The 14,763-nt window shown below is 73.2% G+C and carries 15 protein-coding genes; 10 read left to right on the plus strand and 5 right to left on the minus strand.

The window, feature by feature from the left end; genetic code table 11:
* Window positions 1-8: 8 nt before the first annotated feature.
* The 3 genes from BMW85_RS23245 to BMW85_RS23255 all read right to left on the minus strand — a co-directional run bounded on the left by BMW85_RS23245 (window position 9) and on the right by BMW85_RS23255 (window position 3,078).
* On the minus strand, window positions 9-1,397 hold the full coding sequence (locus BMW85_RS23245; RefSeq protein WP_091084915.1) for an RNA polymerase sigma factor: 1,389 nt from the start codon (window positions 1,395-1,397) through the stop codon (window positions 9-11).
* A 174-nt stretch (window positions 1,398-1,571) separates the two neighbouring features.
* The gene (locus BMW85_RS23250) at window positions 1,572-1,883 is read right to left on the minus strand and encodes a hypothetical protein (protein ID WP_091084917.1); all 312 of its coding nucleotides are present in this window, start codon (window positions 1,881-1,883) and stop codon (window positions 1,572-1,574) included.
* A gap of 43 nt (window positions 1,884-1,926) precedes the next feature.
* Window positions 1,927-3,078 (minus strand): AMP-binding protein, encoded by a 1,152-nt coding sequence (locus BMW85_RS23255; RefSeq protein ID WP_091084920.1) that lies wholly within the window; start codon window positions 3,076-3,078, stop codon window positions 1,927-1,929.
* Window positions 3,079-3,178: 100 nt separating this feature from the next.
* Between BMW85_RS23255 and BMW85_RS23260 the strand changes: the two genes are divergently transcribed.
* Entirely contained in the window at window positions 3,179-4,072 is an 894-nt protein-coding gene (locus BMW85_RS23260) for an o-succinylbenzoate synthase (protein ID WP_245775011.1), read from the plus strand.
* On the plus strand, window positions 4,069-5,730 hold the full coding sequence (gene menD, locus BMW85_RS23265; protein WP_091084924.1) for a 2-succinyl-5-enolpyruvyl-6-hydroxy-3-cyclohexene-1-carboxylic-acid synthase: 1,662 nt from the start codon (window positions 4,069-4,071) through the stop codon (window positions 5,728-5,730). Before BMW85_RS23260 ends, menD begins: the two co-directional genes overlap by 4 nt.
* Window positions 5,731-5,760: 30 nt before the next feature.
* On the opposite strand, the gene BMW85_RS23270 is transcribed toward menD, so the two are convergent.
* Both BMW85_RS23270 and BMW85_RS23275 read right to left on the minus strand, forming a co-directional pair.
* Window positions 5,761-6,657, minus strand: coding sequence for a 5'-3' exonuclease (locus tag BMW85_RS23270; protein ID WP_091085355.1), 897 nt, complete (start codon window positions 6,655-6,657; stop codon window positions 5,761-5,763).
* Between the two features lie 5 nt (window positions 6,658-6,662).
* Entirely contained in the window at window positions 6,663-7,862 is a 1,200-nt protein-coding gene (locus tag BMW85_RS23275; protein WP_245775012.1) for a PP2C family protein-serine/threonine phosphatase, read from the minus strand.
* Between the two features lie 168 nt (window positions 7,863-8,030).
* On the opposite strand from BMW85_RS23275, the gene BMW85_RS23280 reads away from it, so the two are divergent.
* The 8 genes from BMW85_RS23280 to BMW85_RS23315 all read left to right on the plus strand — a co-directional run bounded on the left by BMW85_RS23280 (window position 8,031) and on the right by BMW85_RS23315 (window position 14,753).
* Entirely contained in the window at window positions 8,031-9,125 is a 1,095-nt protein-coding gene (locus BMW85_RS23280) for a M24 family metallopeptidase (protein WP_091084930.1), read from the plus strand.
* A gap of 38 nt (window positions 9,126-9,163) precedes the next feature.
* Entirely contained in the window at window positions 9,164-9,943 is a 780-nt protein-coding gene (locus tag BMW85_RS23285) for a protein phosphatase 2C domain-containing protein (RefSeq protein ID WP_091084933.1), read from the plus strand.
* A 71-nt stretch (window positions 9,944-10,014) separates the two neighbouring features.
* The gene (locus BMW85_RS23290; protein ID WP_091084935.1) at window positions 10,015-10,284 is read left to right on the plus strand and encodes an ATP-binding protein; all 270 of its coding nucleotides are present in this window, start codon (window positions 10,015-10,017) and stop codon (window positions 10,282-10,284) included.
* Window positions 10,285-10,582: 298 nt separating this feature from the next.
* Complete coding sequence (locus tag BMW85_RS23295) at window positions 10,583-11,092, plus strand: helix-turn-helix transcriptional regulator (RefSeq protein WP_218155893.1); 510 nt, start codon at window positions 10,583-10,585, stop codon at window positions 11,090-11,092.
* A gap of 715 nt (window positions 11,093-11,807) precedes the next feature.
* Complete coding sequence (locus BMW85_RS23300) at window positions 11,808-12,401, plus strand: GTP-binding protein (protein WP_091084937.1); 594 nt, start codon at window positions 11,808-11,810, stop codon at window positions 12,399-12,401.
* Window positions 12,402-12,425: 24 nt separating this feature from the next.
* On the plus strand, window positions 12,426-12,893 hold the full coding sequence (locus BMW85_RS23305; protein WP_091084939.1) for an Lrp/AsnC family transcriptional regulator: 468 nt from the start codon (window positions 12,426-12,428) through the stop codon (window positions 12,891-12,893).
* 67 nt (window positions 12,894-12,960) lie between these two features.
* Window positions 12,961-14,088: an L-talarate/galactarate dehydratase gene (locus BMW85_RS23310; protein ID WP_091084942.1), complete on the plus strand. Its 1,128-nt coding sequence runs from the start codon at window positions 12,961-12,963 to the stop codon at window positions 14,086-14,088.
* Entirely contained in the window at window positions 14,085-14,753 is a 669-nt protein-coding gene (locus BMW85_RS23315) for a FadR/GntR family transcriptional regulator (protein ID WP_091084944.1), read from the plus strand. Before BMW85_RS23310 ends, BMW85_RS23315 begins: the two co-directional genes overlap by 4 nt.
* Window positions 14,754-14,763: the final 10 nt, after the last annotated feature.

The following is a 14,763-nucleotide window of genomic DNA, read 5'->3' on the forward strand; positions in this document are numbered from 1 at the left end:
GCGGGGGTTCAGCTCGCCCAGTCGAGCAGCGGGCGGGTGTTGCTCGGGTGCCGCAGCTTGGACAGCGACTCCTTCTCCAGCTGGCGGATCCGCTCCCGGGTCAGGCCCAGGTGCTTGCCGATCTCGTCCAGGGTGTGCGGCTTGCCGTCCACCAGGCCGAAGCGCAGCGCCATGATCTTCGACTCGCGCGGCGAGAGGTTGTCGAGCACGCCGCGCAGCTGGTCGCCCAGCAGCTGGCGGTCGACGATCTCCGACGCCTCGGGCGAGTCGACGTCCTCGATGAGGTCGCCGATCGTGGTCTCGCCGTCCTCGCCGATCGTCGCGTTGAGCGAGATCGGCTGGCGGCTGGTGCGCAGCAGCTCCTCGATCTGGTCGGGGGTCTTGTCCAGCTCGACGGCCAGCTCCTCCGGCGTGGGCTCGCGGCCGAGGCGCTGGTGCATGTCCCGCTCCACCCGCGACAGCTTGGAGAGCATCTCCAGCACGTGCACGGGCAGCCGGATCGTACGCGCCGAGTCGGCGAAGCCGCGCTGGATGGCCTGCCGGATCCACCACATCGCGTACGTCGAGAACTTGAAGCCCTTGGTGTAGTCGAACTTCTCCACGGCCCGGATGAGGCCGAGGTTGCCCTCCTGCACCACGTCGAGCAGCGACATGCCGCGGTCGGTGTACTTCTTGGCGACGGACACGACCAGCCGGAGGTTGGCCTCCAGCATGTGGTCCTTGGCGCGCCGGCCGTCCTGCACCACCAGGTGCAGGTCGTCACGGACGTCCGCCGGCAGGTCGGGGTGGGTCTCCAGCTTGTACTCGGCGTACAGGCCGGCCTCGATCCGCCTGGCCAGCTCGACCTCCTGGGCGGCGGTCAGCAGGGTGCGGCGGCCGATCGACTTCAGATAGGTGTGCACCGAGTCGCCCATGACCGACTGGGTGTCGTCCAGGTCGGCCTGCTCGTGCTCGATCTCGGCCTCGTCCAGCACGATGTCGTCGGGGACGTCTTCCTCATGCTCCGGCTTGCCGTCGACGGGCCCCCCGGTGCTCGTGCCGGTGTTCTTGGCGGCGCCGTTGCGTACAGCGGTTTTTGCCTTGGCGGGCTTGCGGCCGGTAGCCTTTGTGCGCGAGGGCGAGGGCTTCTTGGGAGCGTCTTCCTCGGCCGACGCGGGCTCGGTGGTCTTGCGGGTGTTGCTGGGGGCGGTCTTGCTGAGAGACGGCTCGTTCTCGGCGGCCAGGCTGACGCCGGCCTCGGAGAGCTCGCGCAGGATCGTACGGCCCTCGGAAGGGCTGACGCCGGCTTGGGCGAACGCGTCACGCAGCTCCGCCAGAGAAAGGTGACCCTGGTAACGTCCTCGTTCGATCAGTTGGTCGAGAGTCGCGTGCGGGGTCGCCTCGGCGGTTCTGGGCATGAGGACACCTCCTCCGTACGGAGTAAGAAGCGATCAGGCAGGTTGTGGCGGGGCGGCTTCGCTGTCCGCACGGCGCACCAGTATCAATAACGCCAATTTCCGCCATTTGTTCCCGAGGGGGCGAACTGCCGGAAAAGGCACAGATTGCGCCGAGGCCGCGGGAACCCCTCGCCGTCACTCCGTGATGTGGAAGACGCCACCCTCGGTGACCGCCGGCATGGGCATGGGCTCGGCGCCCTCCATGCGGTCGTCGCTCCAGTACTCGAAGACCTTGGCGGGATCGGGGTTGACCTCCTCGGAGACCACGACGCCGTCGCCGGCGCCGTCGGAGGACACGGGTGAGGGCCGGCCCTCCACCACCGCGCCCGTCTCCTCGGCCGCCTGGTCGAGCCTGCCCGCCGAGGCGGCCGCCGCGATGGAGATCCCCCCGGCGACGATGACGCCGACGACGGCCGCGGATGCCCACATCTTGCGGGTCTGGTCCATGAAGGCTCCCTCCTTCTCCCCACTATGACGCAGCGGCACTCCGTCAGGTTCCTGCCTTCAGCCTGACCAGGTCGGTCTTGCCGTTCGGCAGCAGGGGCAGGGCGGCGACGAGGCGCAGCTCGCGGGGGGCGGCGTAAGGGGGCAGCCTATCGTGGGAGTACGCCCGCAATTGATCAAGCGTGAGGGGTGTGTCGGGGTCGGCGGGTACGACGATGGCGGTGACCCGTTCGCCCCATTCGGGATCGGGTACGCCGATCACGGCCACGTCGGCGATCCCGGGATGCTCGCCGAGGACGGCCGCCACCGCGCCGGCCACCACCTTCTCGCCGCCGGTGTTGACGACGTCGTCGGCCCGGCCCAGCACCCGCAGCCGCCCGCCGGACAGCTCGCCGAGGTCGGAGGTGACGAACCAGCCGCCGTCGAAAGGCTCCTCGGGGGCGCCGAAGCGGTAGCCGGAGAACAGCACGGGACCGGCGATCCTGATCAGCCCGTCCGCGCCGATCTTGAGATCTACATTGTAAAGGGGCAGGCCGTCGTACACGCAGCCGCCGCTGGTCTCGCTGCTGCCGTACGACGTCACGACCCTGGCGCCGAGGTCCCGGGCCTGGTCCAGCAGGCCGGGGCGGGGCGCGGCGCCGCCGAGCAGGATCGTACGGAACACCGACAGATCGGCCCCCAGCTCGACCAGCCGGTGAAGCTGCGTCGGCACCAGCGAGACGTGCTCGGCCCCCGACTCCAGCACCGCGCGCGGGTCGAAGCGCGGGTGGACGATCGGCTCCGTGCCCGACAGCAGCGCGCGGACCAGCACCTGCAGCCCTGAGACGTGCGCGACCGGCAGGCAGCACAGCCAGCGCTCGCCCTTGGACGCCTCTAGGCGGCGCAGCGAGGCCGCCGCCGAGGCGCGCAGCGCGGTGGCCGACAGCATGACGCCCTTGGGCGCGCCTGTGCTGCCGCTGGTGGCGATCACGACGGCGACGTCCTCGGGGACGCCCTCGCCGCCGTCGAGCCGCTCGCCGCCCGCGTGGGTGGGACGCAGCGAGGCGATCGCGGCGGCGGAGGAGCCGCCGGGCGCCAGCGGCAGGACGGCGGGGCCGCTGCCGTCGAGCGCGTCGAGGATCGCGGCGAAGAGCGCGGGCCCGGGAGGCTGCACAATGGCATGCAGCGGGCGGTCCGGATGCGACGGGTTCCTCCACATGCTCGTAAGGTTAATGGCGACAGGTCGGACAAAGGCGCAGCGGAAGCGGGGGAGGGTCGTGGCGCGTTCTCCCGAGGCTCCGGTGGTCTTCAGGATCCCGATGCGGACACGGTTCCGGGGGCAGACCGTCAGGGAAGGCGTGCTGCTGCGCGGCCCCGCCGGATGGGGTGAGTTCTCCCCGTTCCCCGAGTACGGCCCGCGCGAGTGCGCCCGCTGGCTCGCCTGCGCCCGCGAGGCCGCCTTCGAGGGCTGGCCGGCGCCGGTGCGCGAGCGCGTCCCCGTCAACGCCACGGTCCCGGCCGTGGACCCCGAGGAGGCGCACGCGATCGTACGGCGCTCCGGATGCGGCACGGCCAAGGTCAAGGTGGCCGAGCGCGGTCAAAGCTTCGACGACGACGTGGCCAGGGTGGAGGCCGTGCGCGACGCGCTCGGGCCGTCGGGCAGGCTGCGGGTGGACGTCAACGGCGCGTGGAGCGTCGACGAGGCCGTCACCCGGCTGAGGCGCCTGGACAAGTACGACCTGGAGTACGCCGAGCAGCCGTGCGCCACCCTGGAGGAGCTGGCCGCCGTCCGGCGGGCCTGCGACGTGCCGATCGCCGCCGACGAGTCGATCCGCCGCGCCGAGGACCCGCTGCGGGTGCGCGCGGCCGAGGCGGCCGACGTGGCGGTGGTCAAGGTGCAGCCGCTCGGCGGGGTGCGCGAGGCGCTGCGCGTGGTGGAGGCGTGCGGGCTGCCCGCCGTGGTCTCCAGCGCGGTGGAGACGTCCGTGGGGCTCGCGGCGGGGCTGGCGCTGGCGGCCGCGCTGCCGTCGCTGCCGTACGCGTGCGGGCTCGGCACGATGGCGCTGCTCGACGGCGACGTCGTGGACGACTCGCTGGTGCCCGTGGACGGCGAGCTGACCGTCCGCCGTCCCGAGGTGAATTTTCAGCTTTTGTCGGCATTTGAGATTGATTCTCCCCAGTGGCTTCGCCGGATGCAGGAGGCGTCACGTTGAACCCCGCTACCGCACTGGCCACGGTGCTCGTCGACGAGCTGGTGCGCTGCGGCCTGACCGACGTGGTGCTCGCCCCCGGCTCGCGCTCGGCCCCGCTGGCGCTGGCGCTGCACGCCGAGTCGCGGGTGCGGCTGCACGTGCGCATCGACGAGCGCTCGGCGTCGTACCTGGCGCTGGGGCTGGCCAAGCGGAGCGAGCGGCCGGTGGCGCTCATCTGCTCCTCCGGCACCGCCACCGCCAACTTCCACCCGGCCGTGATCGAGGCGGCCGAGTCCGGCGTACCGCTGCTGGTGCTCACCGCCGACCGGCCGCCCGAGCTGCGCGGCACCGGCGCCAACCAGACCATCGACCAGCTCAAGATGTACGGCTCGGCGACACGCTGGTTCGCCGAGGTCGGCGCCCCCGAGGACCGCCCCGGCCAGGTCGCCTACTGGCGCTCGCTCGCCTGCCGCGCCTACCAGCGCGCCACCGGCCCGTCCGACCCCGGCCCCGTCCACCTCAACCTGGCCTTCCGCGAGCCGCTGATCCCCGACGGCGACACCACCTGGTGCGAGCCGCTGGACGGCGGCGCGAACGGCCCCTGGGTGCGCGCCCGCGTCGCGCCCCCGCCGATCGCCCTGCACATCCCGCCCACCCGGCGCGGCGTGCTCGTCGTCGGCGACGGCGCCGCCAACGTGCGCCGCTACGTCGCCGCCGCCGGCATGGCGGGCTGGCCAGTGCTGTCGGAGCCCAACGGCGGCGCCCGCTACGGCGACCACGCCGTCTCCACCTACCACCACCTGCTGAGCACGCCCGAGTTCGCCGACAACCACCTGCCCGACGTGGTCGTCACGCTCGGCCGCCCCGGGCTGTCCCGGCCGCTGCTGTCCTGGCTGGGCCGGGCCGGCGAGCACATCGTGGTCGCCCCCGACCTCGGCCGCTGGCCCGACCCGACCCGCTCGGCCACGCAGGTCGCCCAGGCCGTGGAGATCCCGGTCGCGGCCGGCGACGACAGCTGGCTGCACGACTGGAGGCACGCCGACCGGGCCGCCAGGGCGGCCGTCGACGACGTGCTCGACGCCTCGGGCCTCAGCGAGCCGCGCCTGGCCAGGGACCTCGTGGACGCGCTGCCCAACGGGGCGCTGCTGTTCTGCGGCTCCTCGATGCCGATCCGCGACCTCGACCAGGCGATGCGGCCGCGGCGCGGCATCCGGCTCATGGCCAGCCGGGGAGCGTCCGGCATCGACGGGCTGGTGTCCACGGCGATGGGGGCGGCGCTGGCGCACAACGGGCCGTCGTACGCGCTGCTCGGCGACCTGACGTTCCTGCACGACCAGAACGGGCTGATCCTCGGGCCCCGCGAGCCGCGGCCCGACGTGTGCTTCGTGGTGGTCAACAACGACGGCGGCGGGATCTTCTCGCTGCTGCCGCAGGCCGCGGTGCGCGACCCGTTCGAGCGGGTCTTCGGCACGCCGCACGGCGTCGACCTCGGATACGTCGCGGCTGCCACCGGGACGCCGTACACGCTGCTGCCGGACCTGTCCGACCTGCCCAAGGCCATGCGCGGCGAGGGGCCGCGGATCGTCGAGGTGCGCACCGACCGCGAGGAGAACGTACGCGTGCACGCCCGCCTGCGCGAAGCCGCGCAGGCGGCGATCCGGGCCGCACTGGCCGCCTGACCCGCCACGCGGGCCCGGCGGGCGGGCCGATCAGCGGTCGAGCACGGCGAGGAGCCGGTTGAGCGGGCCGTCCAGGCCCCAGCGGTCGGCCAGTGCCACCAGCGCCTCCGGGTCGCGCGGCTTGGCCGGCACGGCGAGGTCGGCGTCCGGCAGGGGCGCGTCGTGCGCGACCTTGACGACCGCGGGCGCGGCGCGCAGGTAGTCGCGGGCGGCGGCCAGCTTGGCCCGGCTGCCTGCCGGGAAGCCCTCGGCACCGCCCGCGTCCAGAGCCTCCAGCAGCGCGGGCAGCGAGCCGAAGCGGGTGATGAGGGCGGCGGCGGTCTTGTCGCCGACGCCCGGCACCCCGGGCAGGCCGTCGCTGGGGTCGCCGCGCAGGGTCGCGAAGTCGGCGTAGGACCGGCCGGGGACGCCGTATTTGGCGGTGACGAACGCCTCGTCCACGATCTGCAGGTTGCGGATGCCGCGCGCGGTGTAGAGCACGCGGACCGGGCGGGCGTCGTCCACGAGCTGGAACAGGTCGCGGTCGCCGGTGACGATGTCCACCGCGCCGCGTCCCGCCCGGTGGGTGAGCGTGCCGATGACGTCGTCGGCCTCGTACCCGGACGACTCCAGGCGGGCGATGCCGACCGCGTCCAGCACGTCGTTGATCACGGCGATCTGCGGCACCAGCGTCTCCGGCACCTCCTCGGCGTCGCCCTCGGCGACCCGGTGCGCCTTGTACGTTGGGATCGCCGCCACCCGGAACGCCGGCCGCCAGTCCGCGTCCATCGTGGCCACCAGCTCGGCGGGGGAGTGGTCGCGTACGAGCGTGGCGATCATGTCGATCAGGCCGCGGACCGCGTTGACCGGCGTGCCGTCGGGAGCCTTGATCGTCTCCGGCACGCCGAAGAAGGCGCGGAAGTAGAGGGACGGGGTGTCCAGGAGCATCAGCACTACCCCAGTATGCCCACCCCCAGCAGGCACGCGTCGTCCTCGGGATTGGGGCCGCCGATGTCGGCCAGCAGTTTGTCGAGCCCGGACTCCAGGTCGTGTTCCAGGTCACGGCCCGGCACCTCGCGGGCGGCGGCCATGACGAGGTCGAGGCCGACGTCGAGGTCGCGGGTGCGCCGCTCCACCAGCCCGTCGGTGAACATCAGCAGCACGTCGCCCGGCTTCAGCCGGGTCGTGGCCAGCTCGTACGGCCGCCCCTCCGCCGCCCCCAGCAGCACCCCCCGGGGCGGTTCCAGCGGCGTCGCGGTCCCGTCACGGACCAGGACGGGCGCCAGGTGCCCAGCCTGGCTCCAGGCGAACACCCGCGTCTCCGGGTCGAGATGCCCGATGACCGCCGTGGCGGTGGTGTCCCTGATCTGGTGCAGCACCAGCTCGTTGAGCCAGTCGAGCAGCCGGTGCGCGGGCCGGCCGGTCATGGCCAGGCCGACCAGGGCGTGCCGGAGCTGGGCCATGTGCGCGATGGCGGGCAGGCCGTGGCCGGAGACGTCGCCGACCGCCAGCAGCAGCCGGCCGTCGGGGGCCGGGGACGCCTCGAACCAGTCGCCGCCGAGGTTCGCGGTCTTCTCCGCGGGGACGTAACGGACCGCGACCCGGATGTGCGGCAGACCTGGCGGGCAGGCCGGGTCGGGCAGGATCGCCTCGCGCAGCGCCAGCATCACGTGGCGCTCCTCCGCGGCCCGCTCGCGCGCCTCCAGGAGCTGGCGGCGCGACTCCGACATCATGCGCTCGGCCCGCCGGCGGCCCGTGATGTCCTGGATGACGCCGTGCAGGCCGACCGCCCCGCCGTCGCCCATCAGGGGCTCCAGCACCAGGCGTACGTCGCGCAGGTCGCTCCAGTTGCCGCCCCGGCGGATGCGCAGCTCGGCCTGGACCGGCTCCACGCAGCGCAGCGCGGCCCACAGCAGCCGGTCCAGCGCGGCGACGTCGGCCGGCACGACGTGCTCGGCCAGCCGGGGCAGCGCGATCGGACCCTTGCCCGGGTCGCGGCCGAAGATCGTGTACACCTGGTCGGACCAGGTCGTCTCGCCGGTGCGGAAGTGCCACTCGGCCCAGCCCAGGTTGCCGAGCCGCTGCGCGTGAGCCAGCCTGGCGGCCAGCATCTCCGCGTCGGTGTCCGGCCCTAGCAGCCCGGCCGAGCTCATGACGTCGACCATAATCTCGCTTCCAAAGCGCAGTGGATCTGGACAATTGTTCCCACACTACGTGATCGATTAGGCACGGTCTGTAGCGATCCGAGATGCCGGGAAGAGCTTTCCGCGGATTTTAGGAGGGGCGGCCGAGAGTAGATTGGCCTGGTGACGTCCTCAGACTTGTATCCCGTGTCCCGGTTGGCCGCCGTCCAGGAGGCCACCGCCAAGGGCGGGCTCGACGCCCTGCTGCTCACGCCCGGCCCCGATCTGCGCTACGTCAGCGGCTACGACGCCAAGCCGCTGGAGCGGCTGACGTGCCTCGTGGTGCCCGCGTCCGGCGAGCCCTTCATGATGGTGCCCCGCCTGGAGCTGCCCGCCGCCGAGGCCTCGCCCGCCTCGCGGCTCGGGCTGGAGTTCGTGGCCTGGGACGAGACCGACGACCCCTACGCGCTCGCCGCGGCCCGCCTCGGCGAGGTGGCGAAGGTGGGGCTGGCCGACCGCATGTGGGCCATGTCGTCGCTGCGCTTCCGCGAGGTGCTGCCCGGCGCCGAGCAGGTGCTGGCCGGCAGCGTGCTGCGGGAGCTGCGGATGCGCAAGTCCCCGGCCGAGGTGGCGGCGTTGCGCGAGGCGGGGGAGGCGATCGACGCCGTCCACCGGAGGGTGCCCGAGCTGCTGCGCGCCGGGCGCACCGAACGCGAGGTGGCCCGCGACATCGCCGAGGCCATCCTGGCCTCCGGGCACGCCACCGTCGACTTCGTGATCGTCGCCTCCGGGCCCAACGGCGCGAGCCCCCACCACGACGTGTCCGACCGGGTCATCCGGCCGGGCGAGCCCGTCGTGGTCGACATCGGCGGCCAGCTCCACAACGGCTACTGCTCCGACTCCACCCGCACCTACAGCGTCGGCGAGCCGCCGGCCGAGTTCGCCGCCTACTACGAGGTGCTGCGCGAGGCGCAGGAGGCCGCGTGCGCGGCGGTCCGGCCCGGCGTGTCCTGCGAGTCGGTCGACGCCGCCGCGCGCGAGCTGATCGCCGCCGCCGGCTACGGCGACTACTTCGTCCACCGCACCGGGCACGGCATCGGCATCGAGACGCACGAGGAGCCGTACATCGTGGCGGGCAACGGCGAGCCGCTGGAGCCCGGGCACGCCTTCTCGGTCGAGCCCGGCATCTACCTGCCGGAGCGGCACGGCGCGCGCATCGAGGACATCGTCGTGTGCACGGAGAGCGGCGGGGAGCGGCTCAACAACACGCCGCGCGAGCTGGTGATCGTCTGAACGGCGTACCGCGGCTCGCGCCGTCCCTCCTGGCGTAGATGTTCACCGAGATCGCCTCTGCCTGCGCTCCCGGCGACGCCGCGCGGCCGAACGAGGACCTGGCCATCGCCGGGCCGTCGTGGGCCGTCGTCATCGACGGGGCGACGGCGCCGGCCGGGGTGGACAGCGGGTGCGCGCACGACGTCGCATGGCTGGTGGCGCGGCTCGGCGGGGCGCTCGCGGCCCGGCTGTCCGCCGATGCGCCCACCCCGGCGCCCGCGCCGCTGCGCGCGCTGCTGGCGGACGCCATCGCCATCACCGCCGAGGCGCACGGGGGTGGCTGCGACCTGGGCAACCCCGACTCGCCGTCGGCGACCGTCGCCCTGGTCCGGGTCGCGGGCGGCCGGCTGGACTATCTCGTGCTGGGGGACTCCCCGGTGCTGCTCGGCCTGGCGGGCGGCGGGGTGCGGGTGGTGGCCGACGACCGGCTGGAGCGGCTGCCGGGCGGGCGTCCGTACTCGCTGGAGCTCGTACGGCGGCTGCGCAACGCCCCCGGCGGATTCTGGGTGGCCGCCGCCCGCCCCGAGGCCGCCGCCGAGGCCGTACACGGCAGCGTCGACCTGCGCGAGCTGCGCGCGGCCGGACTGTGCACCGACGGCGTCACCCGGCTTGTCGACTGGTACGGCTGGACCTGGGACGACCTGGCCGCTGAGCTGGAGACCCGAGGCCCGCGAGCGGCCGTCGAGGCGGTGCGCGCCTTGGAGACCGCCCGAGGGCCGATGCGCGGCAAGCTCCACGACGACGCCACCGCCATGTGGGCCCGGCTCCCCAGGGCTTGACCCCAGGTATCTGGCCCGGCCGCCCCACCTCTTCCCAGTCGTAGGGGGCTTGGGGCGGAGGGAGAACGGCGATGTTCGTCGAGCGTACGGCGTTCGTCGGGCGTACGGCGGAGCTCGCCCTGCTGCACGCCGAGCTGCGCGCGGCCATCGCGGGCCACGCCAGGACGGTCGTCATCGACGGACCCGAGGGGATCGGCAAGACCGCGCTCGTCCGGCGCTGGCCGAGGCGGCGGCGCTGGGGCAGCGATGGCTCCTGCCTCTCCTGCTGGCCGCCTGCGCGGCGCCCCTCGCCGCCCTGGGCAGGGACAAGGAGGCCCTGGTGCACGCGCGTGCCGCCATGAGCGTGGCACGCCGTTGGCGTCACGTGTTCGGCCTGGCCCAGGCCGGTGTGGCGCTGGCCCTGCTTGGCGCCGAGGATGCGCCGCCGGCCTGTGACGGCGCCGGCCTCTTCGTTCCCGATCCCCGTCCGCGCCGCATCGAGGCGTTGATCGCGGCCGGGCACCTGTCCGAGGCGGAACGGCTCCTGGCCGCTCTCTTCGAGGCCGGTACGGGTGATCGCCCGGGGCGGACCGCCACGGGGGAGGACAAGGCTGGGAGCACCGGGGCGCGAGGGCGGGCGGAGCGGTCAGGCTCGGCGGGTTGCTGCTGGCCGCCAGGAACGAGCCCGGCCCGGCCGAGCAGAGCTTCGTACGGGCGCTGGCGCTGGTGGAGCACGGCGTGTGCCCGCTGGAGGAGGCGCGGGTGCTGCTGGACCTCGGGCGGCTGCTGCGCAGGACGGGGCGGCGGCGGGCCGCGGCCGGGCGGCTGGCCGCCGCGCGGGCGGTCTTCGTCCGGCTCGGCGCCCGGTCGCAGGCCGAACACTGTCTGCGCGAGCTGGAGGCGTGCGGGCTGGAGACGCACGCCACGGCCAGACTCGGGCTCACCCCGCAGGAGCTCAGCACCGCCACACTGGTGGCCCACGGGCTGACCAACCGGCAGATCGCCGCCGAACTGCTCATCAGCGTCAAGACGGTCGAGTACCACCTCGGCAAGATCTACACCAAGCTCGGCATCGGGTCCCGCGTGGCCCTCGCCGCCAAGGTCTCGGCGGATGGGGGAGGAAGGCCACGCTCCGGATTTCGCCCTCCTGGCCGCGCCGGCCGTCCCTGACCGAATCCGCGGGTGCGGCGTCCCGGAGTGGGAAGTGCTTGCGTGCAATCGGGCTGCCGGGGACGGCAACCCACGTCCGTTATCGCGCGCGTACGGGCGTCCGTTGGACGTAGTACGGCCTGCTCGTGGCGCACGGACCCCCGCCGGCATCGGCTCGCGGGTGGGCGGCGGGGCCGTGCTTGGGGGATGAGGACGCTCAGGGCGTACGCACCCGGAAGTCGGAGCGGTCCCCCGATACGCCCGGTGCCGGAAGTCGTTCGAGCGCCTGCCGCACGACCGGGGCGTCCGGACGCCCCGTCCGCCCCCGGCGTCCCCGTCCGGCGACCGCCCCAGCAGACCCCTCAAGGGCCGCCCGCGGTGCGGGGGCGAAAGAGCGCCGCACCGGTTCTCACCTGCGGTGGCGGCTCGCTTGCCTGGTCAGGGCCCGACGGCTTTTCGGACTGTGAGGAGCGGCGTAAAGGGTCTGTCGGATCACCTGACAGCGTTTCTTGACTGATCGAGTGGTAAGGCGGCGTATAAGAGTGCTCAGCGCTACAAACCGTGACATTTGGTTTCTTGTAAAAACTTGCGGCTTGAGTGGAAAATGTGGCGTTGCTAGGGTGTCTCGATGCCAGGCATGTGGATCGACCCTCTCAACACACCTTGACAGGTACCACTGACCACGGCACCTCAAGGCGGGGTCGCGCATGCGCGGGAGATGTACGGGCGGTGCTGGATGGAATTCGGTCGCTCTGACCATTGGCGACTGCCGACGGCGATCAAGATCTTGATCGCCGGAGGATTCGGCGCGGGCAAGACCACCATGGTGGGCGCCGTGTCCGAGACCCGGCCACTGCGGACGGAGGAAACGCTGACGCAGGTCGGCACGCACGTCGACGACCTGTCCGGCGTCGAGCGCAAGCTCACCACCACCGTCGCCATGGACTTCGGCCGCATCACGATCGCCAACGACTACATGCTCTACCTGTTCGGCACACCCGGGCAGGAACGCTTCTTCTTCGTGTGGGACGAGCTCGCCATGGGCGCGCTCGGCGCCGTCGTGCTCGCCGACACCCGGCGGCTCGACGACTGCTTCCCGTCCGTCGACTACTTCGAGAAGCGCGACCAGCCGTTCGTCGTGGCGCTCAACTGCTTCGAGGGCACGCAGCACTTCACCGTCGGGGAGGTGCGCGACGCCATCGGCCTGGAGCCCGACATCCCCATCGTGCGCTGCGACGCCCGCCGCCGCGACTCCGGCAGGGAGGTCCTCATCACGCTCGTCGAGCACGCGATGCGCCGGGGAGCGTCCCCTGTCGGGACCATGTCGTGACCATGACCGGCTACCTTTGATCCGATGGAGGAGATCGACCGCCGGATCGTCACGCTGCTGGCCCGCGACGGCCGCATGAGCTTCACCGACCTGGCCAGGGAGACCGGGCTCTCGGTCTCGGCGGTGCACCAGCGGGTGCGCCGCCTGGAGAAGCGCGGCGTCGTGCGCGGCTACGCCGCGATCGTCGACCACGACGCGATCGGGCTGCCGCTGACCGCGTTCGTGTCGATCAAGCCGATCGACCCCGCCGCTCCCGACGACGCCCCCGAACGCCTCGCCCACCTGACGGCCATCGAGGCCTGCCACAGCGTCGCGGGCGACGAGAGCTACATTCTCAAGGTGCGGGTGGCCTCGCCGGTGGCGCTGGAGGACCTGCTGCAGCAGATCCGCGCCGCCGCCCACGTCTCGACGCGTACGACGGTGGTGCTCAGCACGCCGTACGAGCACCGCACCCCCGAGGTCGCCCCCGAACCGGCGCCCGACGTCCCCTGACCGCCGGCGACAGGCGCGAGGGAACCCCCGCATCGCTGAAGTCATCATGACGACCTAGCATGTCGTCATGATGACTTCAGCGGACCGCGTCGCCCGCGTCCGGCTCTCGTCCGTCTACCTGCCCCTCGACACCCCCGTCAGCGACGCCAAGGTCCTCACCGGCCGGCAGCGCCCGATGACCGAGATCGCGTTCCTGTTCGCCGAGATCACCAGCGAGCAGGGGCACGAGGGCATCGGCTTCGCCTACTCCAAGCGCGCCGGCGGCCCCGGCCAGTACGCCCACGCCAAGGAGATCGCGAACGACCTCGTCGGCGAGGACCCCAACGACATCGCCCGCCTCTGGGACAAACTGTGCTGGGCGGGCGCGTCCGTGGGCCGCAGCGGCCTGGCGACGCAGGCCATCGCCGCGCTCGACATCGCCCTGTGGGACATGAAGGCCAGGCGCGCCGCCCTGCCGCTGGCCAAGCTGCTCGGCGCCCACCGCGACTCCGTGCGCTGCTACAACACCTCGGGCGGATTCCTGCACGCCCCCCTCGATCAGGTGCTGGAGAACGCCACCGCGGCGCTGGAGCGCGGCATCGGCGGCGTCAAGATCAAGGTCGGCCAGCCCGACACCCGCGCCGACCTCGCCCGGGTACGGGCGGTGCGCGAGCACCTCGGCGACCACGTCCCGCTCATGGTGGACGCCAACCAGCAGTGGGACCGCCCCACCGCCGCCCGCATGGGCCGGGCGCTGGAAGAGCTCGGCCTGGTCTGGATCGAGGAGCCCCTGGACGCCTACGACCACGACGGGCACGCCGCCCTGGCCGCCGCGCTCGACACCCCGATCGCCACCGGCGAGATGCTCACCAGCGTCGACGAGCACGCCGGGCTGATCCGGGCCCGCGGCGCGGACGTCCTGCAGCCGGACGCGCCCCGCATCGGCGGCATCACCCCGTTCCTGCGCCTGGCCGCCCTGGCCGGGCACGAACGCCTCCAGCTCGCCCCCCACTTCGCCATGGAGATCCACCTCCACCTGGCCGCCGCGTACCCGCTGGAGCCGTGGGTGGAGCACTTCGAATGGCTGGAGCCGCTGTTCGAGGAGCGGCTGGAGATCCGCGACGGGCGCATGCTCGTCCCCGAGCGGCCCGGCATCGGCGTCACGCTGAGCGAGCGGGCCGCCGCGTGGACCGCCGAACGCTTCGAGACGCCGTGACCAGCCGCACCCAGCAGCTCGTCGACACCCTGACGGCGCGCATCCGGGAGGGCGTGATCCGGCCGGGGGAGCGGCTGCCGACCGAGAGCGAGCTGATCAGCGCCCACGGGGTGAGCCGGACCGTCGTCCGGGAGGCCGTCGCCAGGCTCAAGGCCGCCGGGCTGGTCGAGACCCAGCACGGGCGCGGCAGCTTCGTGCTGGCCCTGCCGAGCGCGACCGGCTTCGACCCGGCGCCCGCCCGTACCCGGCAGGAGGTGCTCGACCTGCTGGACTTCCGGATGGGGCTCGAGACGGAGTCGGCCGCGCTCGCCGCCGCCCGGCGTACGGAGGCGGCGCTGGCGGGGCTGCGCGAGGCGCTGGACGCCTTCGCGGCGGCGGCGGGCAACCCCGGCGCGGCGGTCCACGCCGATCACCTGTTCCACCTGCGGATCGCCCTCGCCACCGGCAACCGGTACTACGCCGGCCTGCTCGGCTCGCTCGGCCCCGCGATGATCGTCGTGCCGCGCGACCGGCTCGATCCCGGCCCGGCCGCCTTCGCCAGGATCGTCGCCGAGCACGACGACATCCACGCCGCGATCGAGCGGGGGGACGCCGAGGCCGCGCGGGCGGCCGTCCGCGTCCATCTGGCCAACAGCCGCGCCCGCCTCCTCCGCGACTCCCCGTGATCCCGTCCCT

The sequence above is a fragment of the Nonomuraea wenchangensis genome (assembly GCF_900111685.1).
Taxonomy (GTDB): Bacteria; Actinomycetota; Actinomycetes; order Streptosporangiales; family Streptosporangiaceae; genus Nonomuraea; species Nonomuraea wenchangensis.